General features: G+C 59.8%; 30 protein-coding genes. 13 read left to right on the forward strand and 17 right to left on the reverse strand.

What is annotated here, in order from left to right; all coding sequences use genetic code 11:
• Positions 1-111 precede the first annotated feature (111 nt).
• Positions 112-2232, reverse strand: coding sequence for a M13 family metallopeptidase (locus tag LGH74_RS00065; RefSeq protein ID WP_226170050.1), 2121 nt, complete (start codon positions 2230-2232; stop codon positions 112-114).
• 111 nt (positions 2233-2343) lie between these two features.
• Positions 2344-4482, reverse strand: a complete 2139-nt coding sequence (locus tag LGH74_RS00070; RefSeq protein ID WP_226170053.1) for a M13 family metallopeptidase — start codon at positions 4480-4482, stop codon at positions 2344-2346.
• 122 nt (positions 4483-4604) lie between these two features.
• Between LGH74_RS00070 and LGH74_RS00075 the strand changes: the two genes are divergently transcribed.
• Positions 4605-5006: an NUDIX hydrolase gene (locus LGH74_RS00075; RefSeq protein WP_226170055.1), complete on the forward strand. Its 402-nt coding sequence runs from the start codon at positions 4605-4607 to the stop codon at positions 5004-5006.
• Positions 5007-5151: 145 nt separating this feature from the next.
• On the opposite strand, the gene namA is transcribed toward LGH74_RS00075, so the two are convergent.
• The 3 genes from namA to LGH74_RS00090 form a co-directional block, all read right to left on the reverse strand.
• Positions 5152-6225: an NADPH dehydrogenase NamA gene (gene namA / locus LGH74_RS00080; RefSeq protein WP_226170057.1), complete on the reverse strand. Its 1074-nt coding sequence runs from the start codon at positions 6223-6225 to the stop codon at positions 5152-5154.
• 81 nt (positions 6226-6306) lie between these two features.
• The gene (locus LGH74_RS00085; protein ID WP_226170059.1) at positions 6307-6915 is read right to left on the reverse strand and encodes a pentapeptide repeat-containing protein; all 609 of its coding nucleotides are present in this window, start codon (positions 6913-6915) and stop codon (positions 6307-6309) included.
• Positions 6916-6963: 48 nt separating this feature from the next.
• Positions 6964-7377: a hypothetical protein gene (locus LGH74_RS00090; protein WP_226170061.1), complete on the reverse strand. Its 414-nt coding sequence runs from the start codon at positions 7375-7377 to the stop codon at positions 6964-6966.
• 609 nt (positions 7378-7986) lie between these two features.
• Here LGH74_RS00090 and LGH74_RS00095 point away from each other — a divergent pair.
• Both LGH74_RS00095 and LGH74_RS00100 read left to right on the forward strand, forming a co-directional pair.
• Positions 7987-9759, forward strand: a complete 1773-nt coding sequence (locus LGH74_RS00095) for a serine hydrolase domain-containing protein (RefSeq protein ID WP_226170063.1) — start codon at positions 7987-7989, stop codon at positions 9757-9759.
• 151 nt (positions 9760-9910) lie between these two features.
• Positions 9911-10939 carry a Gfo/Idh/MocA family oxidoreductase gene (locus tag LGH74_RS00100; RefSeq protein ID WP_226170065.1) on the forward strand — a complete coding sequence of 343 codons (1029 nt, stop codon included), beginning with the start codon at positions 9911-9913 and terminating at the stop codon, positions 10937-10939.
• Positions 10940-11073: 134 nt separating this feature from the next.
• Here LGH74_RS00100 and LGH74_RS00105 read toward each other — a convergent pair whose 3' ends face one another.
• Positions 11074-11850, reverse strand: coding sequence for a PPK2 family polyphosphate kinase (locus LGH74_RS00105; protein ID WP_226170066.1), 777 nt, complete (start codon positions 11848-11850; stop codon positions 11074-11076).
• A gap of 205 nt (positions 11851-12055) precedes the next feature.
• On the opposite strand from LGH74_RS00105, the gene LGH74_RS00110 reads away from it, so the two are divergent.
• Both LGH74_RS00110 and LGH74_RS00115 read left to right on the forward strand, forming a co-directional pair.
• The gene (locus LGH74_RS00110) at positions 12056-12697 is read left to right on the forward strand and encodes an Hsp20/alpha crystallin family protein (RefSeq protein ID WP_226170068.1); all 642 of its coding nucleotides are present in this window, start codon (positions 12056-12058) and stop codon (positions 12695-12697) included.
• Positions 12698-12976: 279 nt separating this feature from the next.
• A complete protein-coding gene (locus tag LGH74_RS00115) occupies positions 12977-13360 on the forward strand; it encodes an Hsp20 family protein (RefSeq protein ID WP_226170071.1) in 384 nt (127 codons plus the stop codon).
• Positions 13361-13458: 98 nt separating this feature from the next.
• Here the strand turns inward: LGH74_RS00115 and LGH74_RS00120 are convergent, their stop codons facing one another.
• Together LGH74_RS00120 and LGH74_RS00125 are read right to left on the reverse strand one after the other, a co-directional pair.
• Positions 13459-13782: a hypothetical protein gene (locus LGH74_RS00120; RefSeq protein WP_226170073.1), complete on the reverse strand. Its 324-nt coding sequence runs from the start codon at positions 13780-13782 to the stop codon at positions 13459-13461.
• Between the two features lie 132 nt (positions 13783-13914).
• Positions 13915-14190, reverse strand: a complete 276-nt coding sequence (locus tag LGH74_RS00125) for a VF530 family protein (protein WP_226170076.1) — start codon at positions 14188-14190, stop codon at positions 13915-13917.
• Positions 14191-14337: 147 nt separating this feature from the next.
• Here LGH74_RS00125 and LGH74_RS00130 point away from each other — a divergent pair, with 147 nt between their 5' ends.
• From LGH74_RS00130 to LGH74_RS00140, 3 genes are read left to right on the forward strand one after another with little or no spacing between them, the layout of a single operon-like run.
• Positions 14338-15177, forward strand: a complete 840-nt coding sequence (locus LGH74_RS00130) for a glycoside hydrolase family 25 protein (protein ID WP_226170080.1) — start codon at positions 14338-14340, stop codon at positions 15175-15177.
• Between the two features lie 11 nt (positions 15178-15188).
• On the forward strand, positions 15189-15581 hold the full coding sequence (locus tag LGH74_RS00135; protein ID WP_226170083.1) for a septal ring lytic transglycosylase RlpA family protein: 393 nt from the start codon (positions 15189-15191) through the stop codon (positions 15579-15581).
• Positions 15582-15620: 39 nt separating this feature from the next.
• The gene (locus LGH74_RS00140; protein ID WP_226170086.1) at positions 15621-15815 is read left to right on the forward strand and encodes a hypothetical protein; all 195 of its coding nucleotides are present in this window, start codon (positions 15621-15623) and stop codon (positions 15813-15815) included.
• Positions 15816-15887: 72 nt separating this feature from the next.
• Here the strand turns inward: LGH74_RS00140 and LGH74_RS00145 are convergent, their stop codons facing one another.
• On the reverse strand, positions 15888-16304 hold the full coding sequence (locus LGH74_RS00145; protein WP_226170089.1) for a DUF6799 domain-containing protein: 417 nt from the start codon (positions 16302-16304) through the stop codon (positions 15888-15890).
• Between the two features lie 173 nt (positions 16305-16477).
• Here LGH74_RS00145 and LGH74_RS00150 point away from each other — a divergent pair, with 173 nt between their 5' ends.
• From LGH74_RS00150 to LGH74_RS00160, 3 genes are all read left to right on the forward strand, one after another.
• Positions 16478-16816 carry a DUF3140 domain-containing protein gene (locus LGH74_RS00150; protein ID WP_226170092.1) on the forward strand — a complete coding sequence of 113 codons (339 nt, stop codon included), beginning with the start codon at positions 16478-16480 and terminating at the stop codon, positions 16814-16816.
• A gap of 75 nt (positions 16817-16891) precedes the next feature.
• Positions 16892-17827 carry a DnaJ C-terminal domain-containing protein gene (locus LGH74_RS00155; RefSeq protein WP_226170095.1) on the forward strand — a complete coding sequence of 312 codons (936 nt, stop codon included), beginning with the start codon at positions 16892-16894 and terminating at the stop codon, positions 17825-17827.
• Positions 17828-17833: 6 nt separating this feature from the next.
• Positions 17834-18160: a chaperone modulator CbpM gene (locus tag LGH74_RS00160; protein ID WP_226170097.1), complete on the forward strand. Its 327-nt coding sequence runs from the start codon at positions 17834-17836 to the stop codon at positions 18158-18160.
• A gap of 4 nt (positions 18161-18164) precedes the next feature.
• Here the strand turns inward: LGH74_RS00160 and LGH74_RS00165 are convergent, their stop codons facing one another.
• The 6 genes from LGH74_RS00165 to LGH74_RS00190 all read right to left on the reverse strand — a co-directional run bounded on the left by LGH74_RS00165 (position 18165) and on the right by LGH74_RS00190 (position 22644).
• Positions 18165-18902 carry a ZIP family metal transporter gene (locus tag LGH74_RS00165; protein WP_226170114.1) on the reverse strand — a complete coding sequence of 246 codons (738 nt, stop codon included), beginning with the start codon at positions 18900-18902 and terminating at the stop codon, positions 18165-18167.
• Between the two features lie 146 nt (positions 18903-19048).
• On the reverse strand, positions 19049-19789 hold the full coding sequence (locus LGH74_RS00170; RefSeq protein ID WP_226170117.1) for a cyclopropane-fatty-acyl-phospholipid synthase family protein: 741 nt from the start codon (positions 19787-19789) through the stop codon (positions 19049-19051).
• Positions 19790-20000: 211 nt separating this feature from the next.
• On the reverse strand, positions 20001-20372 hold the full coding sequence (locus LGH74_RS00175) for a hypothetical protein (RefSeq protein ID WP_226170120.1): 372 nt from the start codon (positions 20370-20372) through the stop codon (positions 20001-20003).
• A 117-nt stretch (positions 20373-20489) separates the two neighbouring features.
• A complete protein-coding gene (locus LGH74_RS00180; protein WP_226170123.1) occupies positions 20490-21128 on the reverse strand; it encodes a hypothetical protein in 639 nt (212 codons plus the stop codon).
• Positions 21129-21241: 113 nt separating this feature from the next.
• The gene (gene nadC / locus LGH74_RS00185) at positions 21242-22102 is read right to left on the reverse strand and encodes a carboxylating nicotinate-nucleotide diphosphorylase (protein WP_226170126.1); all 861 of its coding nucleotides are present in this window, start codon (positions 22100-22102) and stop codon (positions 21242-21244) included.
• A gap of 143 nt (positions 22103-22245) precedes the next feature.
• On the reverse strand, positions 22246-22644 hold the full coding sequence (locus LGH74_RS00190; RefSeq protein ID WP_226170129.1) for a DUF4783 domain-containing protein: 399 nt from the start codon (positions 22642-22644) through the stop codon (positions 22246-22248).
• A gap of 151 nt (positions 22645-22795) precedes the next feature.
• On the opposite strand from LGH74_RS00190, the gene gpmI reads away from it, so the two are divergent.
• On the forward strand, positions 22796-24349 hold the full coding sequence (gene gpmI, locus LGH74_RS00195) for a 2,3-bisphosphoglycerate-independent phosphoglycerate mutase (protein ID WP_226170133.1): 1554 nt from the start codon (positions 22796-22798) through the stop codon (positions 24347-24349).
• Positions 24342-24926, forward strand: coding sequence for a hypothetical protein (locus LGH74_RS00200; RefSeq protein ID WP_226170136.1), 585 nt, complete (start codon positions 24342-24344; stop codon positions 24924-24926). Before gpmI ends, LGH74_RS00200 begins: the two co-directional genes overlap by 8 nt.
• Before the next feature lie 527 nt (positions 24927-25453).
• On the opposite strand, the gene LGH74_RS00205 is transcribed toward LGH74_RS00200, so the two are convergent.
• A complete protein-coding gene (locus LGH74_RS00205) occupies positions 25454-26029 on the reverse strand; it encodes a hypothetical protein (protein ID WP_226170139.1) in 576 nt (191 codons plus the stop codon).
• Between the two features lie 83 nt (positions 26030-26112).
• Positions 26113-26541, reverse strand: a complete 429-nt coding sequence (locus LGH74_RS00210) for a secondary thiamine-phosphate synthase enzyme YjbQ (protein WP_226170142.1) — start codon at positions 26539-26541, stop codon at positions 26113-26115.
• Between the last annotated feature and the right edge of the window lie 4 nt (positions 26542-26545).

Raw genomic sequence — 26545 nt, forward strand, 5'->3', positions numbered from 1 at the left:
CCAGTTGTAATGCCCGGCTACGGGCGTGGGCACTGCCGGGCCGCCGGAACGAAAAAAGGCGCTCCATGTGCTATGGAGCGCCTTTTAAGCTGCTAAAACGAAGCTGCGGAATTACCAGATTTTGGCCCGCTCGTTGGCGGCGCGTACCATTTTGGCATCTTCCTTACAGCCGAACGCCTCGTAGAACTGGGGCATGTTCATCAGGGGGCCGTTGGTGCGATACTGGGCCGGGGAGTGCGGGTCGGTGAGCACCTGCTGGCGCAGGTATTCGGGCCGGGCGTTGGTGCGCCAGATCTGGGCCCAGCTCAGGAAAAAGCGCTGCTCGGGCGTGAAGCCGTCGTAGTTGGGGCGCGGGTTGGAGCCGTATTTCTTCTCCAGCTGCTTTTCCAGAGCCGAATAAGCCAGGGCCAAGCCGCCGAAGTCGGCCAGGTTTTCGCCCATCGTGAGCTTGCCGTTTACGAACACCGAGTCGAGCGGGGAGAAGGCCGAGTACTGGGCGCCCACCATGTCGGCGCGCTTCGTGAAGTTGTCGGCGTCTTCCTTGGTCCACCAGTCGCGCAGGTTGCCTTCGGCATCCGACTGCCGGCCTTTGTCGTCGAAGCCGTGGGTGATTTCGTGGCCGATAACGGCCCCCATGCCACCGTAGTTTACCGCGTCGTCGGCCTTGGGGTCGAAGAAGGGTGGCTGCATGATGCCGGCCGGAAACACGATTTCGTTTAGTGACGAGTTGTAGTAGGCATTCACCGTTGGCGGCGTCATGCCCCATTCGCCCCGGTCAATGGGCTTGCCGAATTTTTGGGCGTCGTCTTTGTATTCCCAGATCCGAGCCGCCATTACGTTCTGCAGGTACGACTCGCGCGACATATTCAGGGCCGAGTAGTCCTTCCACTTGTCGGGGTAGCCGATTTTAACGGTAAACGAGTTCAGCTTTTTCAGGGCTTCGGTCTTGGTCGCGGCACTCATCCAGTCGAGCTGCTGAATATGCTCGGCCATCGAGGCCTTGATGTTGTTCACCATTTCCAGGGCCTTCTGCTTGGTTTCGGGCGTGAAGGCCTTGTCCACGTAGAGTTGGCCGAAAGCTTCGCCCAGCGTGCCGTCGGTCGAGCGGAGCATACGCTTCCAGCGGGGCTGCTGCTGCTTGGCGCCGCTCAACACTTGGCTGAAGCGGAACGCTTCGTCGCTGTAAGCCTTGGGCAAAGCTGAGGCCGTGGAGTTGACAAGGTGCCAGCGCAGGTAGGTTTTCCAGTCGCCCACCGGCTCAGCTTTCAGGGCGGTGCTGGCTTCCTTCAGGAAGTCGGGCTGGCCCACAATTACCTCTTTGGCCGAACCCAGACCCAGTTGCTGGAGCAGGCCCGTTACGCCCAGGTTGGGAAATTGCTGGCTGGCCTGGGCCACCGTCATCTTGTTGTAGTTGGCGTAGGGGTCACGCAGGGCTACGCGGTCCTTGGAGGCCTTGGCTAGGCGCGTTTCCAGGCGCACTACGGTGGCCGCATTCTTGGCCGCGGCGGCTTCGGTGTCGCCGAGCTGCCGGAACATGTTGGTCAGGTAGGTAACGTAGGCCGTGCGTACCTGCTTCGAGCGGGCATCGTCCTTGAGGTAATAGTCACGGTCGGGCAGGGAGAGGCCGCCCTGCATCATGTACACGGCGTACTCGGTGCTTTTCTTGCGGTCCTGGGCCACGCCCACGCCCAGCACCGAGCGGGTTTGGAGCATCTGCTGGCGGGCCAGGGCGGTTTGCAGCCCTTTCAAATCCTTGATGGCGGCAATGCGGTCCAGCTCGGGCTTGAGGTATTTCAGGCCGGCCTTTTCAATGGCGGCCGAGTCCATGGCTGAGGCGTAGAAGTCGCCTACTTTCTGCAGGTTGGTACCCTTGGCGGCAGTGCGGTTGGCGGCGGCATCGTCCAGAATCTGCCGCATCACGGCTTCGTTCTGGTTGATGAGCGTGTTCCAGGAGCTCCAGCGCGACTCGGCGGCCGGAATCGGGTTGTTCTTGAGCCAGGTGCCCGAGGCGTACTGGAAGAAATTGTCGCAGGCCGACACCGACTTATCGATGTTGTTCACGTCGAGGCCCACGCCGGGAATGGAGGGCTGAGCGGCTGGCGCGGCGGCTACGGCGGTAGTGGCCGCCGCGGTAGTGGTAGCCGTAGTGGCGGTGCTGCTGGCGGCGCAGCCGGCCAGCGTGAGGCCGGCGGCAGCTCCAACGGCGAGCAGGAGTTGATTTTTATTGGTCATTATGGGAGTAAAAGTGGGAAGCAGAAAAAGGGCGGAACCCGATGCACCGACAACCTGCCGGGCGGTCTGGTTCCGCTGAGGAAAGGTAGCGGGTGATTTTGAGCGGCGCAATTACCAGATTTTGGCCCGGTCGTCGTCGGCCCGCACCATCTTCTGCCCGGGCTGGCAGCCAAAGGCTTCGTAGAACTGGGGCATGTTCATCAGCGGGCCGATGGTGCGGTACTGGTCGGGGGAGTGGGGGTCGGTCAGGATCTGCTGGCGCAGGGCTTCGGGCCGGATGTTGGAGCGCCGCAGCTGGGCCCAGCTCAGGAAAAAGCGCTGCTCGGGCGTGAAGCCGTCAATCAGCGGCCGTTTGCCCACGCCGTACTGCTTGTCGAGCTGCTTCTGTAGGGCCTTGTAAACCACAGTCAACCCGGCGAAATCAGCCAGGTTTTCGCCCATCGTGAGCTTGCCGTTCACAAATACCGAGTCGAGCGGGGAGAAGGCCGAGTACTGGCGGCCGACCACGGCGGCGCGCTTCGTGAATTCGGCCGCGTCGGAGGGCGTCCACCAGTCGCGCAGGTTGCCGGCCGCGTCGTACTGCCGGCCCTGGTCGTCGAAGCCGTGGGTCATTTCGTGGCCCATTACCCCACCGATGGCGCCGTAGTTTACTGCGTCGTCGGCGTTGGGGTCGAAGAAAGGTGGTTGGAGGTAGCCGGCCGGAAACACGATTTCGTTCATCGGCGGGTTATAGTAGGCGTTAATTGTGGGCGGCGTCATGCCCCACTCGTTCCGGTCGATGGGCCCGCCGTACTTTTTCAGGTCCTGGCGGTAGTCCCACTCCCGGGCGGCCAGCAGGTTGCGCACCAACGACTCCCGCGAGATTTTCAGGGCCGAATAGTCTTTCCACTTGTCGGGGTAGCCGATTTTCACCTTCAGCGCGTTGAGTTTTTTCAGCGCTTCGGCCTTGGTGGGTTCACTCATCCAGGTATTGGTTTGGATGTGCTCGGCCATCGAGGCCTTGATGTTGGCCAGCATGTCGAGGGCCTTTTGCTTGGCGGCCGGCGAAAAGGCCTTATCGACGTAGAGCTGGCCGAAGGCCTCGCCCAGGGTGCCGTCGGTAGCGGCCAGCATCCGCTTCCAGCGGGTGAGCTGCTGCTTGGTGCCGGCCAGGATCTGGTTGTAGCGGAAGGTTTCTTCCACGTAGGCCTTGGGCAGCCCCGCCGATACCGAGCGGACCAGGTGCCAGCGTAGGTAGGTTTTCAGGTCGCCCACGGGCTCGGTCTGCAGCACTTTGTCCAGTTCCTCGAAGAAAGCCGGCTGACCCACGTTCACCTCCTTGGCCGCGCCCAGCTGCAGGGCGCTCAGCAGCCGCTGCGGGTTCAGGGTGGGGTAGCGCTTCTGCAGCTCGGCTACGGTGAGCTTGTTGTAGTTGGCCTGCGGGTCGCGCAATTCCACGGGGGCGCGGGAGGCTTTGGCCAGGCGGGTTTCAATGCGCTCCACGGCCGCCGCATTTTTCTGGGCCGTGGCCTGGTCGTCGCCTAGCAGCCCAAACATATTGGTCAGGTATTTCCGGTAGGCCCCGCGGATGGCTTCGGTGCGGGCATCCTGCTTGAAGTAGTAGTCGCGGTTGGGCAGGGTGATGCCGCCCTGGTTGAAGCCAATGGTATACTGGGTCGACTTCTTTTCGTCCACTTCTACCCCGGCCCGGAAGAAGGAGCCGGTCTGCAGGAATTTCTGCCGGATAATCTCATCCTGCACGCCTTTCAGGTCCTTAATGGCCGCAATTCGGTCCAGCTCGGGTTTCAGGGGCGTAATACCGGCCTTTTCAATGGCCACGGTGTCCATGGCCGCCGCGTAGAAGTCGCCTACTTTCTGCAGGTTCGAGCCTTTGGCGGCGCTGCGGTTGGCAGCGGCTTCGTCCAGAATCTGGCGCAGCTGCAGCTGAATACGGTCACTGAGCAGGTTGCGCGGACCCCAGCGGCTAGCGTAGGAGGGCACGGGGTTGTTCTTGAGCCAGTTGCCACCCGAAAACCGATAGAAATCCTCGCAGGGTGCCACCGACCGGTCGAGGTCGGCGAGGTTGATGCCCACGCCCTCCTGGGCAGTGGTGGCGGAGCCCGTAGTAGTGGGCGCTAACGAGGCCGTAGCCGTAGGGGCTGGTGTGGGAGTGGCGGCCGTTTGGGGCGTCTGGCTGCTGGTAGCGCAACCGGTGGCCAATGCCAGGCCGGCGGCCACCGCGCAGGCCTGGAGAGTAGTACGTTTGGTCATGCTGAGAACATGCAGGTTGGGGAGTTGGCCCAAAGACCAGCATTGGCGGGCGGGGCTGCATTGGCCCAGCTTATCTTTGCGCGCGCACTCTATATATAAGGTGCCCAATTATCAACTGCCCTATGCACGTCATCGACAAAGTGGCCTGGCTGCATCTGCACCAGGGCAAGGTGCTCAGCACCAGAAGCCACGGCAAAAACCGTTACTACTTTCCCGGCGGCAAGCGGGAGCCCGGCGAAACCGATGCCCAAACCCTGATCCGAGAAATCCGGGAGGAGCTAACGGTGGAGCTGGAGCCCGGCAGCCTGCGCTATATCGGGACGTTCGAGGCTCAGGCCCACGGCCACGCCGCCGGGGTGCTGGTCCGGATGATTTGCTACGCGGCCCGGTACGAGGGCGTGCTGCAGCCCGCCGCCGAAATTGCGGAAGTGGTCTGGCTCACCTACCAGCACCGGCCCCAGGTGTCGCCCGTCGACCAACTAATTTTCGACTGGCTGCAGGCGCAGGGCCAATTGGCTGATTAGGGTCAGGGCCCACCCTAAAATAACGTCCTGCTGCGCTTGCCGAAGCATCTATACTGCACCGGTAAAATCAGTTACCATTGCGGGAGAGATGCTTCGGCAAGCGCAGCAGGACCGTTTTATATTTAGCCTTAATTGCCAAGCGCACCTACTTCTTCGCGCGCTTCGCCCGGGCGTACTGATCGGGCCAGGCCACGTCCACGCCCAGCTCCTGGGCCGCGTGCAGCGGGAAGTACGGGTCGCGCAGCATTTCGCGGGCCAGCAGCACCAGGTCGGCCTGGCCGCTGGCAATGATGGCCTCGGCCTGGGCCGCGTTGGTGATAATGCCCACGGCCCCGGTCAGGATGTCGGCTTCCTGGCGGATTTTTTCGGCAAACTGCACCTGGTAGCCCGGGCCCACCGGAATATCAGCGGTAGGCACGTTGCCGCCGGTCGAGCAGTCAATCAGATCCACGCCCCGGTCTTTGAGAATGGCGGCCAGCGCCACCGAGTCGGCGGGCGTCCAGCCGCCCTCGGTCCAGTCGGTGGCCGAGATGCGCACAAACAGCGGGTACTCGGCCGGCCACTCGGCGCGGGTAGCTTCCACTACCTGCAGCAGCAGCCGGATGCGGTTGTCGAACGAGCCACCGTAGCTGTCGGTGCGGGCGTTGCTCAGCGGCGACAGAAACTCCTGGAGCAAGTAGCCGTGGGCTGCGTGTATCTCAACCACCTGAAAGCCAGCAGCCAAAGCCCGTAGCGTAGCCGCCCGGAAGTCGGCAATTACCCTGTCGATACCGGTCTGGTCCAGCTCCGTGGGGGCGGGTTGGCCGGCGTGAAAGGGAATGGCGCTGGGCGCTACTGTTTGCCAGCCGCCTTCCGCTTCGGGCACGATGCCGCTGCCTTTCCAGGACGTGTAGGTGCTGGCTTTGCGGCCGGCGTGGGCCAGCTGAATGCCCGCCACCGCGCCGTGCTCGGCCAGAAACGTGGTAATGCGCTTGAGGCCCGGCAGGTGCTCGTCGTGCCAGATGCCCAGGTCGTCGGGGGTGATGCGGCCCTCCGGCGACACGGCCGCCGCCTCGGTAATAATCAGGCCCGCGCCGCCCACGGCCCGGCTGCCCAGGTGTACCACGTGCCAGTCGTTGACAAACCCATCGATGCTGCTGTACATGCACATGGGCGACACGGTAATGCGGTTTTTAATCGTGAGGCCGCGAATGGTAAGCGGGGTGAACAGGCTGGACATAGGTAGAAGGGAAGGTATAATGGACGAACGTAAGTAAGCTAAACTACCACCGGCCAGCCAGGGTTTTGCCGCGCTAGCGGCCTACTCGACAATCACGCCGTATTTGCCCACCAGCCCGAGCAGGCCGGGCAGCGTGAAGCGGGCCTTGGTAAGCGTGTTGCCGTCGGGGTCGATGCTGAACTGGGAGGCGGTGGTGAAGTCGGCGGCCGTGAGCAGGGTATTGCGAAACACGGCGTTGAGCAGCGTGCAGTCCTGAAACACGGCTTCGGTGAGGTCGGCGCTGGTGAAGTCGGCCTCGGTGAGGGAGCAGCCCACGAATCGGGCGCCGCGCATCTTCTTGCCAAAAAACGAGGCGTAGTGCAGCTGGCAGCCCGTGAAATGGACCTCAAACAGAAAGTCGCGGCAGGCTGCAAACTGTAGGCCCGAGAGCTTGCAGTCGGTGAAGGCCACGTTCTGCAGGCCCGCGCCCGAGAGCTTGGCCGAGGCCAGGTTGCAGCGCTCAAACAGACAGTCGGTAAACCGAAAAGCGCCTAGGTTAGCCCCTGAAAAGTCGCCGCCCACGAAATGGCACTGCTCAAACTCCGTATCGGGGTGGGCGGCCAGCGTGCGGGCATCCCACTGCTCGAAGCGGTTTTCGGGGGCAAATACGGTGGACTTGCGTGAAGACTGGGCGGCGCGGCGTGGTTTCATGGCTGCTAGTAGAAAAAAGGGTAATTCAGGTTCCTAGCTGATAACAACTTACAGCTGGCGCTGCAGCCACGCAATAGCCGCACCTTCCTCCACAAACCGCTCCCCTAGAAATGGCTTGTCCTGAAAATAGGCCGCGGGTGGAAAGGCAGCGTCGGCATCCTGGTCGCGCAGCGTAACGGGGGCCAGCAGGTAGGCCAGGTAGGTGCGGGCGCCCAGGCGTGGCTGCAGCAGCGGCAGAAAGGTAGCGACCATCCATTGAGCCCCTTCCCGGTCGGTATTGAAGCGCCGCCGCCCATCGAGCAGCCAGTGCCGGCAGCGGTAGTGTGCCGCGTATTCGAGCAGCAGCAGGTAGCCCTGCTGCATTTCGGCCACCGTAATTAGCCGCTGCCACCGCACCACCAATATGCCCAGATCGGGGCGGTAGTCGATGGTTAGAAACTCGGGCGGCGGGGGCAGCATCATGGCGGGCTTTAAGCCGGTAAAGCTACGGCTCAGCTCTGCAATCCGGAACGGGCGGCCGGAATATTGCGGCGGGCCAGCAAAAAAACAGGCACGAGACAAAGCCCCGCGCCTGTAAACAAGCGGGTTGAGAGTTCAAACGCCCAACCACTACTTGCCCGGATCTGGCGCCGGAGCGCCGTATGTAGTACGCTTTATTGACGAAGACGCCGGCTCCGATACGCCCCACCTGCCCCTGAATTACTCTTGCCGTCGGCAGCTAAGACGAGCACAATATTCCTCACCGGCGTCTGCTTCCGCAATACCCACTTCTGGGTATTCTGCCGGCCGCACCAGAGGCCGAGCGAGCCTGCCGGGGCCGGCCTGTCGCCACGCCAGATGCGCTTATAGTTCTATTGGGCTGGGCTGGCCAAGAAGGCCGGCAATTGCCTTTGCCATTGCTAACCGTTGTTAGTCAGTTGGGTAGTCAGTGTTCAGGCTTGAAAAATTACAAGTTATTCTATTTAACGAATAACCATTTGTTCGGAATAATACAATAAACTTGTAGTTCAGTCGGAAGACTGAGCTGGCCTGAAATGGTCGGCTTAGCCTGTTACCTGCCAAGTTGGATTTGTGAAGAAATTACTGGCCCTGTTGCTGGGGCTGCTGGCTTTTCCTGCGCTAGCCCAAACCGGAGCCTCCACCCCGCAGCTCGCTCACTGCGACGCGGCCATCGAGCAATTTATGCAGCGCTGGAAAATTCCCGGTGCTTCCGTGGCTATCAGCCGGCAGGGCAAGCTGGTGTATAGCCGCGCCTTTGGCTACGCCGACCTGGCCCGTACCGTGCCCCTGCAGCCCTCTCACCTGCTGCGAGTAGCCAGCGTATCGAAGCCCGTGACGGCTACGGCCATTATGAAGCTGGTGGAAGAAGGGCGCATCGAGCTGAGCCACAAAGCCTTCGGGCCGGAGGGCTACCTACAGTCGGCCTACTACACCAGCGCCATTCACGACGAGCGGATCTACGACATTACAGTACAACAGCTGCTGGAGCACAGCGCCGGCTGGAACCGCAACAACGGCACCGACGGCTTCTCCACCTCCGACCCCATCGACTTCCCGCTGCACGTGGCCGATGCGTTGAGCGTACCCAACCCCGTTGGCGACTCCACGATGGTGCGCTTCCTGCTCACTAAAGGCCTCGATTTCCGGCCCGGGGCGCGGTTTGCCTATTCCAACGTGGGCTACCTGGTGCTGGGCAAGATTCTGGAAAAGGTAACCGGGCAGCCCTACGAAGCCTGGGTACAGCAGCACATTCTGGCTCCGGCCGGCATTCAGGAAGCCCACTTGGGCCACAACCTGCTGGCCGACAAAGCCGAGCGGGAAGCCGAATACTTCAGCAAAGACCACCGCGCCTCGTGCTACGGCACCGGCAAAAGCGTATCGGCCCCTTACGGCAGCTGGAACCTGGAGGCCATGAATGCCCACGGCGGCTGGCTGTTTACGGCCCGCGACTTGGTGCGCTTTCTGCTGGCCACCGACGGCAACCCCGCCCGCCCCGACGTGCTGGCGCCGGCCACCGTGGAGCTGATGCAGGAGCCCTCAGAAAATAACCGCCACTACGGCAAAGGCTGGATGGTGAGCAAAAAGGTGAACTGGCACACGGGCAGCCTCGACGGCACCGCCAGCTGCGTAGCCCAAACGGCCGACGGCTACACCTGGGCCATTCTGCTGAACGGCCGCGCCAACCCCAACCGCTTCTGGAACGACCTGGAAAAGCTGGGCTGGGAATGCGTGGAAGGTGTGACCGAGTGGCCCGCCCAGGATTTCTTTCCGCCCGACCAAAACGCGGCCCATCTGCGCGGTACCGCCGTGCAGCCCACCACCGCCACCCTGCGCTGGACCAACGGTAACGGCACTCGGCGCTTGGTGGTGCTCAAGGAAGGTAGCCCCGTCGAAAACCTGCCCCAGGATGGCACCAGCTACGCCGCCGATGCCAGCTATGGCCACGGCTCGGCGCTGGGCAAGGGCACCTTCGTGGTAGCCGCCGGTCCCGACAGCCTCGTGGCCCTGCGCAACCTGCTGCCCAACAAGACTTACTACGCCCGGGTGGTGGAGTATTTTCAGAATGAGGCCACCGGCCAGCAAGCCATGTACGCCCTGGATGGTAACCCTACCTGGCAGTTTCATACGCCGGCTGCGCCTTCACTACTGGCTAAGATGAGTCGGCCGGCCACCAAGAAAGCATCGGCGGCACGACACACCGGGAGAAAGACCAACGTGAGCAAAACACCCGCTAAAAAGCCGCTTCCGGCCCCAGCCACACCGGCCGCCGACGACCCCACCCACGTGTCGCAGTCGTACCTAGAGAAGCTGCGTACGTTGCTTAAGTGGTTTGCTAAAGCATAAGACCAAAAAACAGCGGAACAGAAGTAGCGGCTGTTTCTGGGATACTGCTGGTTACTGAAATAAAGGAAAAGTCCGGGCGGGGCGTGTACTTTGCACCTGCCGGCCGCCGGGCCGTACACTGAGCCGTACACTGGCTTTTCCGCTTTCAGTTATGACCAAGATTCGCACGGGCCTGCTGGCCTACGGTATGTCGGGCAAGGTATTTCATGCCCCGTTTGTAGCCACCCACCCCGGTTTCGAGCTGGCCGCCGTAACGGAGCGCAGCCGCAAGGAAGCCCACGAGCACTACCCGCAGGTGAAAAGCTACGACAGCGTGGCCGAGCTGCTGGCCGACGACTCGCTGGAGCTGGTAGTGGTAAATACGCCCAGCAACACCCACGCCGACTTCACGCAGCAGGCGCTGCTGGCCGGCAAACACGTATTGCTGGAAAAGCCTGTGGCTACCTCGCCAGCCGAGGTGCGGGAGCTGTGGGCCCTGGCCCGGCAGCAGGGTCGGCATCTGCTGGCCTATCAGAACCGCCGCTGGGACAGTGACTTTCAGCAGGTGAAGCAGGTGGTGGAAAGCGGGCAGCTGGGCCAGCTCATCGAAGTCACGTTTCGGTACGACCGGTTCAAAACGGCGCTGAACCCTAAGCCTTTCAAGGAAACGCCCCTGCCCGGCAGCGGCCTGCTCTACGACCTGGGCCCTCACCTGCTCGACCAGGTTATCAGCCTGTTTGGGCAGCCGCTGAAGTCGCGCAAAACCACCGGCCGCTTCCGCGCCGGCACCCAGGTCGACGACTACTTTTCCATTCAGCTGCTGTATTCGGGCTTCACGGCTACGGTGGCATCGGGGCTGCTCATTGCCGATGCGCTGCCGGCTTTCGTGCTGCACGGCACGCAGGGCAGTTTCCGCAAGCACCGCAGCGACGTGCAGGAGGCTCAGCTCATCAGCGGCCTTTCGCCCCTGGCGCCCGGCTACGGCATCGAGCCCGCCGAACACGCCGGCAGCCTTACCCTGGCTGGGGCCAACGATGTGAAAACCACCACCGTACTGCCTTCTCTACCGGGCAATTACACCGGCCTGTTCGAAGCCGTGTACCAAACCATTCGCCACGACGCGCCTTACCCCATTCAGGAGGAGCAACTGGTGTGGCAGAACGAAATATTGGCCCAAACCGACGACGCCTGGATGTTGTAACGTAGCAAGAGTACTGCTGAAAGAACGTCATACGAAGTATCTCGCGTGCTAACGTTGTTGGGTACCGACAGTAAAACGACCGTCCTGCTTGAGCAAGCTCAGCAGGACGGTCGTTTTACTGTCGGTACGGCTTCTTACTCCCGGGGGCGGGCCAGCTTACTGGCCGGGTACTGCGGATTCAGCTCTTTTAGCGCATCGCGCAGGGTTTTGGCTACCACGTAGGCCTTGTACCAGTTTTGGTCGGCGGGCACCAGGTGCCAGGGGCAGCTGTCGGGGCTACAGTGCCGGAATACGTCTTCGTACATCTTGCGGTAGAGCGGCCACTGCCGGGCTTTATCCTGGTCGCCGGCTTCGTACTTCCACTGCTTGGCCGGGTCGCTGATGCGCTCCTGCAGCCGCTCGCGCTGCTCATCTTCCGATACGTGTAGGTAGAATTTGAGCACCGTGGTGCCGGCCTGCTGCAGTAGCTTTTCAAAGGCATTAATGGCCGCGAAGCGCCGCCGGGCTTCCTCAGTCGTTATCAGCTTGAGCACGCGGGTAATAAGCACATCCTCGTAGTGGGAGCGGTTGAACACCTGAATCATGCCGTGGCGCGGGGCGTGCATATGCACCCGCCACAGAAAATCGTGGGCCAGCTCCTCGGTAGTGGGCTCCTTAAACGAATGCACCCGCACGCCCTGCGGATTCAGCCCGCTGAACACGGTGCGGATCAGGCCGTCTTTGCCGCTGGCATCCATACCCTGCAGAATGATAAGCACGCTCTGCCGATTTTCGGCGTAGAGGCGGTCCTGCAGCTCCACTAGGTCCTGACGAATTCGGGCGGTTTCGCGCTTGGTTTCCTGCTTGTGCAGCTCGTGGGGTGCCCGACTAGGTAGTTTGCGCAAATTGAAGCGGGCGGCCGGCTTTTTCATGAGTTCGGGACGGGGAAAGTCAGGAGATGGAGACGTATACGTAGGTGGCAGCAGGGCGCCGGAAGTATCATCTTAGCAGGTAATTATGATATTTTTAGGGCCTGAAAAAAGCACTAAAAAACTGCTTTTTTAGTGAAACCCGGGAGAATTGGCCCGCCGTATAAAGCACGTTTTTTCTGTTCCACCATTTTAACTAACCACTACAATGGCTATCCAGAAATTTCAGGACAACCTCTCCGACATGATGCCCGCCTCCTTTAGCTCCATGTTGGACCGATTCTTCAACGACTCGCTGGCTTCCCGCGGCCGTCTGTCCAGCTTCTCTCCGCAGGTAGATGCCTACGAAACCGAGCGAGGGTACGAAATCGAAGCTGCTTTGCCCGGCATGAAAACCGAGGACATCAAGCTTGATTTTCAGCAGGGCCGCCTGACGATATCCGGGGAACGGCGTTTCCAGAACGAGCAGAATGAGCGGCGCTACCACGTGGTCGAAAGCTCGTTTGGGTCCTTCCACCGCTCCTTCCAGCTCCCCGATATTGTTGATCCGCAAAAGATTGAAGCCCGCTTTGAGCAAGGTGTACTACGCATCACCGTGCCCAAGGATGAGCAGAAAACCATGCGGCATCAAATTGAAATAAAGGCCGGCCAGGTCAACGCCGGACAACCCCAGGGCCAGATGTCGGAACGCGTGGGCCAAGGGGCTACCGACGTGCCGGTACAGAACATGGGCAACGAGCCGGAACGCACCGGCACTGGTACTCAGCCGGTCGGGCAGGAGCAGCGCGCCACTTACCAGACCAGCGCACAGGGACGGGCCAATAAAAACGGCCATCGAGCCAATGCGTAGCTGATGCTGAGTAGCTGATCGACAAAAAAGGCTCTCTTCCGAGGAGCCTTTTTTGTTGCCCGGTAAGGCACGCCCCCGCCGTTGGGCAAAAATGATAAAGCGTCAGATAACCTGCTGTAAACCCTGAAGAAGCACGATTTTAGGTGCCATTATGGCCGTAAAAGGTACTTGGGAGGCAACGTTGCCGGCCAATATGGCTTGAATGCTGCGTTTCGGCCGGGACCTTAGAGCTGGTACAGCATTTGTATTTATGCTCTCAACCAAGAAAGGAAAACCGCCATGAATCTGATTAGCCGAGAGTTTATTCGCAACATTGCCCCCCAGCTCGATTTGCTCAACACGTTGGGTGGCGGCACGGCGCAGGCAGCAGTGCGCGTAGATACCCGCGAGCAGGGCGTGGTCGTGCGGGTGGCTGTGCCGGCCGTAAGCCCCGAAAACTTCCACGTAGTGCTCGACAATAGCCGCCTGACGGTGTACTGCGAGTTCCGCCACCAGCCCGAGGATAAGCTGGCCGCTCCGCTGTTTGCCCATACCCTCGACCTGCCCGCTACCCTCGACCTGAGCCGTATCGACGCGGTGCATAAGGGCCACGAGCTGCAGGTGCGCATTCCGTTCAAGGATGCCGCCGCCCAGAAGCGCGAAATCGAAATCAAGCAGCGCTAGGAATCTGCTCCAGCTGCTTTGTATATATCGTCGGGGCCGACCGACGCCATTGTTCCACCTGGCCACTGCCTCCGCAGTGGCTTTTTTATTGCCCTGCTTCAGCCAAACAGCGGAATCAGCAGCACGAAACCCAGCAGCAGCGAGAGGTAAAACCAGCCCATCACCTGCCCACGGTAGCGCCGGGGCAGCCGGTTGCTGAGCACCAGCACGGCTCCTACTACCAACGCTAGGTGCAGCAGCAGAAACACCACGGTCTTCACCCAATTACTGACGATAGTATTCTCGGGCTGCATCTGGTCGGCCATGCCCAGGCCCGAGGTCAGGTACTTCAGCAGGTAATACGCGCCGGTTTCGAATGCAATGAATAGGAACAGGCCGACAAGGCGCGCCAGTGGTCCGGTTTTTTCGGTGATTTCAGCCATCGGGTCCCAAGCTACAAAAACAAGTCGGCCAGTGGAGCGCGCCACTGGCCGACGGCGGTTATCAGCTACGGATGGGAGCCGGAATACCTTCTTTCCCTTTCAAAGGTCATCATCCATCGTGCGGGGCCGGTGTTAAGGCAGCTTCCGACCCAGCACCTCTGCCGTGCGGGTTTTTATGTACAGATCTTCCACCTTGGTGCGGGCCCAAGGTGTGCGGCGCAGAAACGTGAGGCTCGACTTGATGCTGGGGTCTACCGCAAAACAGTTGACTTTGATGCGCTCATCGAGGCCGGGCCAGCCGTAATGGGCCACCAGGTATTCTAGTATCTGGGCTAGTTTGATACCGTGCAGCTCACGGATAAGATGGCCGGATTCGTCGCGGACGTCGGTAGGATCGGGGTGAGGCATAGGGAAAGCAAAAAGGAACTACAAAGGTGCTCAAAAGCCTGTGCATATACGAGCCATGCCCTTTCTTTGCCATTAGCAGGCTGGTTTTGGCCCCTGCCGGGCATCACTGGGCCCAAGATGTTCGTTACCTTTGGCATGGCCACTCTCATGAACCGACGTCCACGACCTACTTCCCGCCGCCGCGCCGCTTCGCCCTGGCGCCGCTACCTAGGCCTGGCTGTGCTGGCCTTGACCGTAGCGGCTCTGGCGACGTACCTGCGGTATCAGCGCCAAATTCACCGTTACGCCCGGCGGGCCTACGCCAGCTTCACGCTGGGCAGCCTCACGGGCCGTGAAAAAACGCCGCTGCTGGCCGGCTACACCGTGCACGGCATCGACGTATCGTCGTACCAGGGCATTATCGACTGGAAAACTGTGGCCGAGCACCAGGTGCGGTTTGCCTTCATCAAGGCCAGTGAGGGCGTTACGCTGCGCGATGCACGTTTCCGCCGCAACTGGCGCGAGGCCCGGGCGGCCGGTGTGTACCGAGGGGCTTACCACTATTTTCAGCCCAATTACGACGGGGCCAAGCAGGCCAACCTGTTTACGCGCACCGTGCCGCTTTCCCCCGGCGACCTGCCGCCCGTGCTCGACGTGGAAGCGCCCGAGTTTCATGATGTGGCCGTGATGCGGCGCGGCGTGGGCACCTGGCTGCGCCTCGTGGAGCGGCACTACGGCGTGCGGCCCATTCTGTATTCCAATTACAGCTTCTACAAGCGCCACCTGGCTGGGCACTTCGACGACTACCCACTCTGGCTGGCCCACTACGAGGTGGAAACCCCGGTATTGCCCCGCGAGAAGTGGATTATCTGGCAGCACAGCGACGAAGCCTACGTACCCGGCATCCGGGGTACCGTCGATTTTAACGTGTTTCAGGGCAACTTCCAAAGCCTGCTGGCCCTGCGTATTCCCGAAGCCAGCAAGAAGCCCCGACCCGGCACCAACTAACGATTCTGCTGATGACCGTATCCTTTTTTCGTGCCGTATCGGGCAGCCTGCTGGTTGCGGCGGCCCTGCTCAGCAGCTGCGGCGGCAGTAAAGATGCCTTTACCCAGTCGGGCGGCGCATCGTATTACGCCGACAAGTTCAACGGCCGCAAAACGGCCAGTGGCACCACCTACCGGCCCAACAAGCTCACGGCGGCCCACAACACGCTGCCCTTCGGCACGGTAGTAAAAGTGACTAATCCGCGCAACAAACGCTCGGTGAAAGTAACCGTAACCGACCGTGGTCCGCACGCCAAAGGCCGTATCATCGACCTTTCACGCAAGGCAGCTCGTAAAATTAACATCGTGGAGGCCGGCGTGGCCCCGGTGCAGCTGAAGGTGGTGAAAGCCGCCGGCAAGCGGTAAGCCTCCCCATCTTTTTTCACTTCAAACCGCTGTTGCTATATGCGCATCCGCAAAAAAGTAAAGTGGCTCCAGCCCGCTGAAGCCGACCGGTTTACGGCCCTGAGCGTCTTCGTAAAAGCGGCCGAAGCTCAGAGCTGGACCGAGGCCGAAATTCAGTTCGTCATCAATGAAATCGTGGAAGCCCGCGACGATAACGAAGTGCGGGAAATCCTGCTGGACTACACCCAGCGCTAAGCCCCAAAACCAAAACAAGCTCCGGCGCGCACGGCCCCGGAGCTTGTTTCATTATAAATAGCCGGTAAAAGGCTACTTGCGCTTGGCTTTCATTTTAGTTTTGCCCCCGCCGTTTTTGGCGGCCATCATCAGGCTATCCTGCTCGGCCTTCATGGCGGCCGTGGTGAGGCGGCCGCTGAGCGACATCATGTCGCCTTCCGTGAGCATTACGCTGCTACCGTCAGCCTTGGTTACGGTGCCATCGGCCATGATTTTGGTGCCGTTGGTCAGCGTGGTTGGCTCCGTCAGCGACATGGTGTGGCCCTGCTGGGTTACCAGCACTTTGCCGCCCTGCATCACTACGCCGTCCTTCATCGTAACGCCTTCCCGGACCACTACTTTTTCCTTGGGAGCTACTGCCCGGCGCGGGGCAACTTTGGTTTGAGCCTGCGCGGCGAAGCCTGCCACAGCCAGCCCGAGAGTCAGCAGAAATGAGAAACGGAGTTGCATACGCTAGTAAGTTGGGGTGAGAGAGGATTTCGACTGTTGTCAGTGGTGTAAAATACAAAAAGCCGGGTAAAGTTCCCGGCCGCTTTAAAGTAACCTCCGATGCATTCCCGGCGTTAGAAAAGTGTTTTTGCACTGCCAATGCATCTTTTTTAACTTAATTTAGACTCAACAGTATGACTACGTCTTCCAACTCAACGGATATATACGCCGAATTCCGCCAGCAAGTGAATATGACGGCCTCGGAGCTAGAGCAGTGGCTGGCCACGGCAGAGTCCAAATCGGTGGGGCAGGATGCCGGCGACGGAGAGAGCATCGGCCATAAATCCGGCCAGCATATTATTGCCATTCTACACAAGAAAAAAGCCGACCTTACCAGTGCCGATGAGGCCCACATGCACAAGGTCCATGCCTACATCAGCCGGCACCTGGCCCAAGGGCCACACGCCGATAAAGAACACTCGCGCTGGCGCTACTCACTCATGAACTGGGGCCACGACCCACTGAAAAAGTAGCTGAGTGCAGGTTGAATGAAAGGCTGCCTTGCCTTTGATCAACCCACACTTAGTCACTCATCCGCTCATTCATCAATGGATTACAAAGACTACTATAAGATTCTGGGGGTAGACAAAAATGCTACCACCGACCAGATCAAGAAGGCTTACCGCAAGCTAGCCCGCCAGCACCACCCCGACGTGAACCCCAACGACGCCCAGTCGGAGCAGAAGTTCAAGGAGGTAAACGAAGCCAACGAAGTACTCAGCGACGAAGAAAAGCGCCGCAAATACGACCAGCTGGGCGCCGACTGGCAGCGCTACCAGCAGGCCGGAGCTGGCCGCGGCAGTCAGCCGGGCGGCGGCGGCTTCGACTGGTCGCAATATGCCCAGCCGGGCGGCGGCTTCGGCGGGGGCGGCAGCAACGACCCATTCGGCGGGGCCGACTTCTCCGATTTCTTCAGCTCCATCTTTGGCGGCGCCAGCGGCCGGGCCGGGGGTAGCCCCCGCGCAGCCGCTGGCCAAGACTACCAGGCCGAGCTGGAGCTGACGCTGGAAGATGCCTACCAGGGCGGCCCCCGCACGCTCACGGTGAATGGCAAAAAGCTGCGCATCACCATTCAGCCCGGGGTAGAAGATGGCCAGACCATCCGGCTGCGCGACCAGGGCGCGCCCGGCCGCAACGGAGGTCCCAGCGGCTCACTCTACATTACCATCCGCCTCCAGCCCGACGCCCGCTACACCCGCACCGGCTCCGACCTGACGATGGACGTGCCCGTAAGCATCTATAAGGCGCTGCTGGGCGGAGAGCAGGTAGTCGATACGCTTTCCGGGCCGGTGAAGATTAAAATAAAGCCCGAAACGCCGAACGGCACCCGCCTGCGGCTGCGCGGCAAAGGGTTTCCGGTGTACCGGCAGGCCGGCCAGTTTGGCGACCTGTACCTACGCCTCACCCTGACGCTGCCCCAGCACCTGACCGACGAAGAAAAAGGCCTGATTCAACAGTTGGCCGCCCTCCGCAACGAAGCCTGACCCGTTATGGAAACCCACCTCATCACCATCACGCTGCGCGAATGCTCGGTCCAGTACGGCTTGAGCGAAGCCGATATCCGGGAGTTTATCGAGTTGGGGCTGCTCCGGCCGGCCGATACGCCCGAAGCCATTCTGGGCGAAACCGACCACCTGGCCCGCCTTGCCCGCCTGCACCACGACTTAGGCATGAGCAAAGAGGCCATCGACATCATCGTTGCTATGCGCCAGCGGCTTGTCACGCTCCAGGAGGCCCTGAACCGGCAAACCGCCCGCACTACCCAACTCGAACGGTACCTGCGCGGCTCCGGCCCCACCATCGACGCCGACTTGTAAGCGCTTACACCAGATCTACGGCCAGGGCCAGGGCGCAACCGGCCACTGTGGCGCCTAGTTTGGGCAGGTTCAGGTGGTGCTCGGGGCTGGTTTCAAACAGAATGGTAGTGGATACGTGCAGGAAGTTGCCAGCCACCAAACCCAGCAAGGCCGCGTACCAGCCGTCTTGTAGCAGCTCTTCCAGCACCACGTAATTGCTGACGATGATACCGGCTGGGCCGGCCAGCGCAAACACCACTAAGTACGGGAAAGCCCGCTTAAAGCTGTTGAGCCGTAGCAAGAGCGCCGCCATCAGGGCAAAAGCCGCCGGAATATGGTGCAGGGCAATGCCAGTCAGAATGGAGTAGAAGTTCTGGCCCACACCCGCTGCGTCTGGCGACTTCACTAATATGCTGCCTTCCAGAAATGAGTGTAGCACCAGCGAAAACAGCAGCAGAAAGGGCACCCGGCCGGCGTGGGAAGTGTGGTAATGCACGTGGCCGTGCTCCACGCCCTGCGAGAAAACCTCCAGCAGCAGCTGCCCAAAAAAGCCTGCCAACACGAAATAGCCAATGCGGTGGCTTAGAGCGGGAGCCAGGCTCAGGGCCTCCGGCAGCAGATGCATAATGGTGAGCGTGAATAGATAAGCCCCGCTGAATGCCAGCAGCGGCTTCATCCAGGTAGTACGTGCCGTTGGTACAAAGCGCGTCAGCCACCCCGCGCCCATCACGGTAAGAAACAACAGAAAAACGGCAATCCACATGGTTAATGTGCTAATGTGGGAAATGTGCTGATGTGCTAATAGGATGTGGTCAATGCGCCGAATGTGAGCAATGTGGGCAATGTGTTGTAATGACGCCCAACTACCTTTAGCACATTCTCCCCATTAGCACACCAGCACATTAATTTTCATTTCTTCAGAATAAAGATCATGCGGGGGCTGGTTTTCTCGGTGTAGGGCGCTAAGTGGTAGTCGCCCAGCACTTCGGCCAGCCTTAGCCCTGCCATCTGGAAGTATTCCTCAAACCGTTCCTGGCTCAGGGCCCGCACCCGCTCCTCGAAGTGCTGCGGCTGGCCCTCCCGGTCAGCAAAGCTTATTTCTTTGACAATAAAGTCGTTATCGAGGTGGCGGCGCAGTTGAAAGGTGATGCCATCCACCGTCTTTTCCTCCCGGGCCACCAGTTCACGCACGGTCAGCTCGGTATTCATAAAGTCGATAACCATCTTGCCGCCGGGGCGCAGCGCCGCCGCCGCCGAGCGTAGCGCTACTACGTTCTCGGTTTCGTTGGCGAAGTAGCCAAAGCTGGTAAACAGGTTGAATATGAAATCAAACGGGCCGTAGGGCAGTGGGTCGCGCATGTCGTGCACGTAGAAGCGCAGTTGTTCGGTGGCATACTGTCGCGCGTAGTCGATGCTTTCCGGCGACAGGTCTACCCCGGTTACGTCGTAGCCTTTCTCACTCAGGTAAATGGCGTGCCGGCCCTTGCCGCAGCCCAGGTCCAGCAGGCGGGTAGCCGGCTTGGGGTGCAGATGTACCAGTAGCTCGTCGATAAAGGCCTGAGCCTCGGAGTGGTTACGGTCCCGGTAGAGCAGATGGTAGTAGGGCGAATCGAACCAGGTACTAAACCATTCAGCAACAGGTTGTGGCATCAGGCAGGCAAAAGTGGGCGGAAAAGGAGCGGCACATCGGCCACTACGAAGAGACGCAGCGGCGTTATTTTGCAACAATGTTACAAAAAGCTGCCGACACTTGGGGCGCAGCCCGTCGCCAGTAGAATACATCGGCCCCAACATCAGCTACCCCGACCCAAAGGCAAAGGCAGCTGGCGCTGGGGCCAAACGATTTATAGTAAAGAGGTTTCTATTCCTCTTTCATCTTTTCAGCAGGCTTCTCGCTGTTGTCATGGGGCGTTTCGGCCGAAGCGGGGGCAGCTGCCTCCTTTTTGGTGCGGTCAGTCTCCTCGCCGTTGGCCGAAATGCCGTGCTCAGCAGTAGGATGACGGTCTTTCTCGAAGTCGGTGTGGGAGCTAACGGGCTCGGCAATGGCGCCGCCCTTAGCCTGGTGGGCTTCTTCCGCAGTGCCTTGGTCAAAGTTGTCGGTAGAGCGGGAGCCGGGCGCTACCTGGTCGAGCGATACTTTAGCTTCCGGACGCAGGTCCGAAGGTTCGCCGCTGCAGGCGTTCAGGGCCAGGCTGGCCACGGCCAAAGCGGAGAGCAGGAGGGTCTTAGTCATGTTCGTAAGAAGTTGAAATGCAAAGTAGATAGCCGGTAGCAAGCCGCAAGTCGGCCAATTACCTATGGCCCAGCCAGCGGTAGCCGAAATTACAGTACCGGCCGGGCGGGCGCAAAGTTACGCGGAAGTTGGGCTCGTCGGCGCGGCCGGCGCGGGAGATTGGGCCGGCAGCAGGTTTTTCCGGCGCAGCATCGAGTCAAACAGCTTGATATCGTTGGGCGAGTTGAAGATGCGCAGGGGCAGGTGCAGGAAAATCGGCACATTGAAGGTGCGCGCCATCCAGCCCTTGAAGCCTTGCAGCTCGTCGGCCGCGGCCGGGGGCTGCAGCCACAGCAGGTAGGCGTCGTCGTCGCGGCGGGCCTGCCCAATCATGTCCCAAGTGAGACCCATGCCTTTGGTTTCGCTCTGGCGCAGCACGATCTGGCGGTTGTCGATTTCGTAGTTCATACGCTCAAACAGCGCCTTGCTTTGCTCCATCTGGGCCACGCCCGTAATCTGGGCCGAACGCAGCAGCACAAACAGCAGCGTGAGCAGAAAAGCACCCAGCACCCACCACCACGAGGGCCAAATGAGGGCCGGCAGCAAACCAATAGCTAGTGGAATCAAGGCATACCACCATTCTTTCTTCCAGACCTGCGCCATGGCCATGCTCGTGTAAGTATCAGTGCTGAGCTGGTATTTTTTGGTTCGGATGGCCATGGGCGCGGGGCCCTGGGCCTGCTGCCGGTAGCTGCCGCGTTGGTTGGGTTGTTGCATTGGGGTAATGAGAAAATGTGTTTTGAATGTGGTGAATGTGAAAATGACGATGTGGATTCAGTTCGTAGAACACTCCACATTCAGCACATCTACCACATTCTTCACATTTGAAATTAAAACGCTTTCAGGCTCAGATCTAGGCTCTTAACCGAGTGAGTAAGCGCGCCTACCGAAATATAGTCGACGCCAGTGCCGGCTACTTCGGCAATGGTTTGCTCAGTAATGCCGCCCGAAGCTTCGGTTGGGCAGCGGCCGTCAACCAGGTTCACGGCCTCGCGCAGCAGGCTGGGCGCCATGTTGTCGAGCATAATCCGGTCGATGCCGCCAATGTCGAGCACCTGCTGCACTTCGGCCAGCGTGCGGGTTTCGACCACGATGGGCAACTGCCGGTTAGTGCGCTCTAGGTAAGCCTTGGTGGCTTCAATGGCCGGGCGGATGCCGCCGGCGTAGTCTACGTGGTTGTCTTTGAGGATGATACCGTCGAAAAGACCGTATCGGTGATTTACGCCGCCCCCGATAAGCACTGCCCACTTCTCGCAGATGCGGAAGTTGGGGGTGGTCTTGCGGGTGTCGAGCAGCTTGGCCTTGGTGCCGGCCATCAGGCTGGTGAGGTGGGCCGTGTAGGTGGCAATGGCGCTCATGCGCTGCATACAGTTGAGTACCAAGCGCTCAGCGGTCAGGATACTTTGGGAACGGCCTTCTACGATAAAGGCAATGTCGCCGTGTTTTACCCGGTCACCGTCGTTGAGGAGTTGCTCTACCTGCAGGTCGGCATCCACTTCCCGGAAAATAAGGTGGGCCAGCGCTACGCCCGCCAGCACACCTTCGCCTTTTACCAGCAGATGCGCCCGGTTGTGGGCTTCGGCCGGAATAGCCGCCAGGGAAGAATGGTCGCCGTCGCCGATATCCTCGGCCAGGGCCGTGCGAATAAAGGTGGTGAGAGCGTCGGGGGTGAGGTAGGGTGGAATTTGCACGGTGCAAAAATAGAAAAAGGCCCCGACTTGCGCCGGAGCCTTTCCTGGAATCCTCAAAAACAATTGGCCGCTTAATGGGTATCGTAGGGAAGCAGTAAGTGGCTTTTTTTCAAATTCTTAGCGCTTCGGAGCCAGTCAGCGGACTATTCCTTGGTAAAATCGATGGTGTCGATGACCAAATTGCCTTGGGCCGACTTCATCTTGACGAACATCCGGTAGGCACCGGTTTTGCTCACGTACTTGCCAACCGCGTAGGGCGTTCCTTCGTTACTACCACCGTAGTGCACAAAGTCGAAACCGGCGGGAGAATTCTTGGCGAAGAAGTCTTTCATCACGAATTCAGCCTGCGTCGAGCTATAGCTCTGCTTGTCACCGTCAAAGCTCAATTCCACCGTCGAGCCAAAATACTGGGAAAGTTCTCGGGAAGAGCCGCTCCGGATGGCATTGCGCACCGGGGCGAAGGCCTCACCCTGCGCCAGTACCGTTACGGAGAGTAACAAGAACCAAACGACGGTAATAACCTGGAATATGTTGCGTTTCATACTAGAGTAGGGAATGTATCATGCTGTTCGCTAAAACTATGCCAAGTAGGCATTGTCCATAAAATGTCCCCACAGCCAGCCGCCACGGCTCCAAGGTAATCCAAACCAACAAAATGTGCGCGTTCCGAGTGGTGCGCTTATCTTTGCAGCTATGAATAAACAGGTATTGCTGGTAATCTTGGACGGGTGGGGCTTGGCTCAGAATAAGGACGTATCGGCTATAGACAAAGCCAATACTCCATTTGTTGATTCCCTGTTTCAACGTTTTCCGCACAGCAAGCTACAGGCCTCCGGCGAAGCCGTGGGTTTGCCCGATGGGCAGATGGGCAATTCGGAAGTGGGCCACATGAATATCGGGGCCGGCCGGGTAGTGTACCAGGATCTGGTGCGCATCAACAAATCCATTCGGGAGCGGAAGCTGGGCGCTATGCCCGCGCTGGAAAAGGCCTTCGAGTATGCCCGCACCACGGGCCGCAACCTGCACTATATCGGGCTGCTGTCGGATGGGGGCGTACATTCCCACATCGAGCACCTGAAAGCCCTTTGCACCCTGGCCCACGACGCCGACGTGCATAAGGTCTTCATTCACGCCTTCACCGACGGCCGCGACACTGACCCCAAAGGTGGCGTGAACTATGTGAATGACCTGGAGCAGAGCTTAGCCCGCAGCGGCGCCAAAATTGCCTCGGTGGTGGGCCGCTACTACGCCATGGACCGCGACAACCGCTGGGAACGGGTGAAAATAGCCTACGACCTACTGGTAAACGGCAAGGGCGCGCCTTCCCAGAACCTGATTCAGAGCATGCTCGACTCCTACAAGGACGGCGTGACGGATGAGTTTCTGATGCCGATTGTGAAGGTGGGCGCCGACGGACAGCCGCTGGCCACCATCCAGGAAGGCGACGTGGTCATTTGCTTCAACTTCCGCACCGACCGGGGCCGGGAAATTACGCAGGCCCTAACCCAGCAGGATTTCCACGCCTTCAACATGCACCGGCTAAACCTGCACTACCTGACGATGACCAACTACGACGCCACGTTCGTGGGCGTCACCCCGATTTTTGAGAAGGATAACCTCGAAAATACACTGGGCGCAGTGCTGGAAGCCAACGGTAAAAAGCAGATCCGGATTGCCGAAACCGAAAAGTACCCGCACGTCACGTTCTTCTTTTCGGGCGGCCGGGAAGTGGAGTTCAACGGGGAAACTCGCCTGATGCGTGCCTCGCCCAAAGTGGCCACCTACGATTTGCAGCCCGAAATGAGTGCCTACGAGCTGCGCGACGCGCTGGTGCCCGAGCTGCAAGCTAAGTCGGCCGATTTTGTGGTACTCAACTTCGCCAACCCCGACATGGTGGGCCACACCGGCGTGTTTGAGGCCGCCGTGAAGGCGGTGGAAACTGTGGATGCCTGCACCCGCGACGTGGTAACGGCCGCGCTGGAAAGCAACTACGCCTGCATCGTTATTGCCGACCACGGCAACGCCGACATGATGATTAACCCCGACGGCACACCAAATACAGCTCACACCACTAATCTGGTGCCCTGCATCCTGGCCGATACTGACTTCCGGGGCACGCTGGCTGATGGCAAGCTGGGCGACATTGCGCCAACCGTGCTGGCGCTGATGGGCCTGCCCCAGCCCGCCGATATGACCGGCGTTTCACTGCTGCAACCCACTGGCATTGCTACTCCCACGAATGCGTAGAGCATTTTGGGCCGCCGCCTTCCTGCTCCTGACTACGGCCTGTAGCCAGGAGCAAGAGGCTGTCCGTACTGGCCAGCCCGTGCGCAAGCCGCTGTATTTCGACGTGAAAGGCTTTCTGGACCAGCAGACAAAGCTGCTCACTGATCAGCAGCCGGCCGTGGAAAAGCAAGTGGCCCTGCGCGACGGAAAGATGGAAACCACGCGGGTAGAAAAGGTTGATTGGAGCAAGGAGCTGCAGATTTTCTACCAAGCCGATATTAACAAGCCCGCCCTGCGCGGCGCCTATGATTCATTGGCTGCCCCAACCGGTGACACGATAGCCATTGGTAAGGTGTACCGCCGAAAAGTTGGTATCGAGAACATCGTAGACCAGCTGCGGGTGACGCAAAACGATACCAAAGACGGGACTATTGAGGCCGTGCTGACGCAGGATAATCCATTGTTTTTCTCGCGCAAAACCCTAACACTACAGTATCAGAATGGGCTGCTGAGCAGCTATGAAGTGCGGGGCGTGCAGAAGCTGGTGATGTTCGACACACTGCGTTATTCAGCCACGGTGCGGGTGTTAACGCGGTAAAAGCAGGCAATGGTCTGGCTCGGTCAACTCCTGACAGCTAACTATAATGGGTACGCCCTGGTAGCTCCACTGTTACTGCTTGTGGGAAAGCGACAATGGCTGACTCAGAAGGCGCATCTGTTGCCCCTGCTGAATCTATTATTGGCACTAGATGGTCTGCTGGGAGCTGTTTTGCTCTGCTATTCCCTTTTCTCAGCTTACACTGCCTCGGATGAATCTGAGTGGTTCGCCCTTGCAAACCGCTACACAGGCCCTTACTGGTGGGCGACGCTATTATACTGGCTGCCGCTACTATTGGCGCAGCTGTTTTGGCAAAGGCGGTTTCGAGGCAGCCGGCTGGTAATGGTGCTGATTATAGTGCTTATGTGGGCTATCCGGGCGGCTCCTTTTCTGCCGTTGCTGTGTGCCGGTTGCCTACCCAGTGTCGGGGTGCTGTTTACACCACCACACGTTTTGCTGCTGGAAATCCTGGGGTACTGTGCCGTGGTGTTGGGCCTGAACCAATGGCGGTTGAGTCGCCAGCAACATTAGTCCAGATACGGCTCCACGCGGGCTACGGCGGGTTTGCCTTCCGAGAAGGTAGCCGACACATTATTGGCCCGCTCCGTGTCGCGAATCTGCATTTTGATGCAAGAGCCACCATTTTGCCGGGCCGAAGCATCCAGGGTCACGCGAAGGCGCTGGCCGTAGGCAGGGCGGAAGTTGGTAATGACAGCCCGCCGCAACAGGCGCTGCTCGGGCATGCAATAGAACTCGAACTGGTTGCCTTGATGCTGTAGCGTCAGAATGGTGTCGGTCTGGCCTTTCTCGTGCACGTTGGCAAACGGCTTACGCGAAACCACTTTGGCCCCCGCGCTCAGCAGCTCGGCCACAGTGGGCTCGGTGCCGAAAGGCTGCCCGGCCAGCGTGTCGTTGGTGGTAATGCAGGAGGCTTTGGCTACGGGCTTAGCCACCGGGGCTTTTCGTCGGGCAGGAGTCGGGGGCGCGGTTTGCGCTTTAGCCACCGCCGTATCGTCGCTGTGGCACGCGCCCAAGCCCAACGCCGCGTATACGGCCAGGGTCGTTACCAGTTTGGCGGAAGAAAGTACGGCGGCAGAAAACATAGCGCGACAAGGGCCTTTTCTGCCTCTTACGCAAATAGATGCCGCCCGGCCTGCTACGCGCGGGGTTTATTTTCGGGGTCCGGCTAACCCTCGGTGCCCATCAGCGTGGCCACTATCCAGCGGCGGCCGCCGTGGTTGCGGTGCTCCCCCAAGTAGATTCCCTGCCAGGTGCCCAGGGCCAGTTCGCCATTGGTAATCGGGATAGAAATGGAGGTGCCCAGCATGGCGGCTTTCAGGTGGGCCGGCATATCGTCGGGGCCTTCCTGTGTGTGGTGGAAGTAGGGTGCATTCTCGGGCACGGCCCGGTTGAAATACTGCTCGAAGTCGTGCCGCACGGTGGGGTCGGCGTTTTCGTTGATGCTCAGGCTGGCCGAGGTATGCTGAATAAAGAAGTGAGCCGTCCCAATTTTTAGGCCTTCGAGCTCGGGTAATTCGGCCACCAGCAAGTCGGTGATGAGGTGGAAGCCGCGGCGCACGGCCGGCATCCGCAGACGTTTCTGAATCCAGATCATAGCA

The sequence above is a fragment of the Hymenobacter lucidus genome (assembly GCF_020447265.1).
Lineage (GTDB): Bacteria > Bacteroidota > Bacteroidia > Cytophagales > Hymenobacteraceae > Hymenobacter > Hymenobacter lucidus.

Excerpts from the sequence above, each read along its gene's own strand:
- LGH74_RS00160 (WP_226170097.1), top strand. The coding sequence starts at position 17,834 with ATGGAAACCCACCTCATCACCATCACGCTGCGCGAATGCTCGGTCCAG.
- LGH74_RS00120 (WP_226170073.1), bottom strand. The coding sequence starts at position 13,782 with ATGGCTGAAATCACCGAAAAAACCGGACCACTGGCGCGCCTTGTCGGC.
- LGH74_RS00090 (WP_226170061.1), bottom strand. The coding sequence starts at position 7,377 with ATGATGCTGCCCCCGCCGCCCGAGTTTCTAACCATCGACTACCGCCCC.
- LGH74_RS00200 (WP_226170136.1), top strand. The coding sequence starts at position 24,342 with ATGCGTAGAGCATTTTGGGCCGCCGCCTTCCTGCTCCTGACTACGGCC.
- LGH74_RS00115 (WP_226170071.1), top strand. The coding sequence starts at position 12,977 with ATGAATCTGATTAGCCGAGAGTTTATTCGCAACATTGCCCCCCAGCTC.
- LGH74_RS00135 (WP_226170083.1), top strand. The coding sequence starts at position 15,189 with ATGACCGTATCCTTTTTTCGTGCCGTATCGGGCAGCCTGCTGGTTGCG.
- LGH74_RS00070 (WP_226170053.1), bottom strand. The coding sequence starts at position 4,482 with ATGACCAAACGTACTACTCTCCAGGCCTGCGCGGTGGCCGCCGGCCTG.
- namA (WP_226170057.1), bottom strand. The coding sequence starts at position 6,225 with ATGTCCAGCCTGTTCACCCCGCTTACCATTCGCGGCCTCACGATTAAA.
- LGH74_RS00140 (WP_226170086.1), top strand. The coding sequence starts at position 15,621 with ATGCGCATCCGCAAAAAAGTAAAGTGGCTCCAGCCCGCTGAAGCCGAC.
- LGH74_RS00170 (WP_226170117.1), bottom strand. The coding sequence starts at position 19,789 with ATGCCACAACCTGTTGCTGAATGGTTTAGTACCTGGTTCGATTCGCCC.
- LGH74_RS00165 (WP_226170114.1), bottom strand. The coding sequence starts at position 18,902 with ATGTGGATTGCCGTTTTTCTGTTGTTTCTTACCGTGATGGGCGCGGGG.
- LGH74_RS00155 (WP_226170095.1), top strand. The coding sequence starts at position 16,892 with ATGGATTACAAAGACTACTATAAGATTCTGGGGGTAGACAAAAATGCT.
- LGH74_RS00190 (WP_226170129.1), bottom strand. The coding sequence starts at position 22,644 with ATGAAACGCAACATATTCCAGGTTATTACCGTCGTTTGGTTCTTGTTA.
- LGH74_RS00180 (WP_226170123.1), bottom strand. The coding sequence starts at position 21,128 with ATGCAACAACCCAACCAACGCGGCAGCTACCGGCAGCAGGCCCAGGGC.
- LGH74_RS00085 (WP_226170059.1), bottom strand. The coding sequence starts at position 6,915 with ATGAAACCACGCCGCGCCGCCCAGTCTTCACGCAAGTCCACCGTATTT.
- LGH74_RS00150 (WP_226170092.1), top strand. The coding sequence starts at position 16,478 with ATGACTACGTCTTCCAACTCAACGGATATATACGCCGAATTCCGCCAG.
- gpmI (WP_226170133.1), top strand. The coding sequence starts at position 22,796 with ATGAATAAACAGGTATTGCTGGTAATCTTGGACGGGTGGGGCTTGGCT.
- LGH74_RS00210 (WP_226170142.1), bottom strand. The coding sequence starts at position 26,541 with ATGATCTGGATTCAGAAACGTCTGCGGATGCCGGCCGTGCGCCGCGGC.
- LGH74_RS00205 (WP_226170139.1), bottom strand. The coding sequence starts at position 26,029 with ATGTTTTCTGCCGCCGTACTTTCTTCCGCCAAACTGGTAACGACCCTG.
- LGH74_RS00075 (WP_226170055.1), top strand. The coding sequence starts at position 4,605 with ATGCACGTCATCGACAAAGTGGCCTGGCTGCATCTGCACCAGGGCAAG.
- LGH74_RS00175 (WP_226170120.1), bottom strand. The coding sequence starts at position 20,372 with ATGACTAAGACCCTCCTGCTCTCCGCTTTGGCCGTGGCCAGCCTGGCC.
- LGH74_RS00105 (WP_226170066.1), bottom strand. The coding sequence starts at position 11,850 with ATGAAAAAGCCGGCCGCCCGCTTCAATTTGCGCAAACTACCTAGTCGG.
- LGH74_RS00065 (WP_226170050.1), bottom strand. The coding sequence starts at position 2,232 with ATGACCAATAAAAATCAACTCCTGCTCGCCGTTGGAGCTGCCGCCGGC.
- LGH74_RS00125 (WP_226170076.1), bottom strand. The coding sequence starts at position 14,190 with ATGCCTCACCCCGATCCTACCGACGTCCGCGACGAATCCGGCCATCTT.
- LGH74_RS00130 (WP_226170080.1), top strand. The coding sequence starts at position 14,338 with ATGAACCGACGTCCACGACCTACTTCCCGCCGCCGCGCCGCTTCGCCC.
- LGH74_RS00110 (WP_226170068.1), top strand. The coding sequence starts at position 12,056 with ATGGCTATCCAGAAATTTCAGGACAACCTCTCCGACATGATGCCCGCC.
- LGH74_RS00100 (WP_226170065.1), top strand. The coding sequence starts at position 9,911 with ATGACCAAGATTCGCACGGGCCTGCTGGCCTACGGTATGTCGGGCAAG.
- LGH74_RS00145 (WP_226170089.1), bottom strand. The coding sequence starts at position 16,304 with ATGCAACTCCGTTTCTCATTTCTGCTGACTCTCGGGCTGGCTGTGGCA.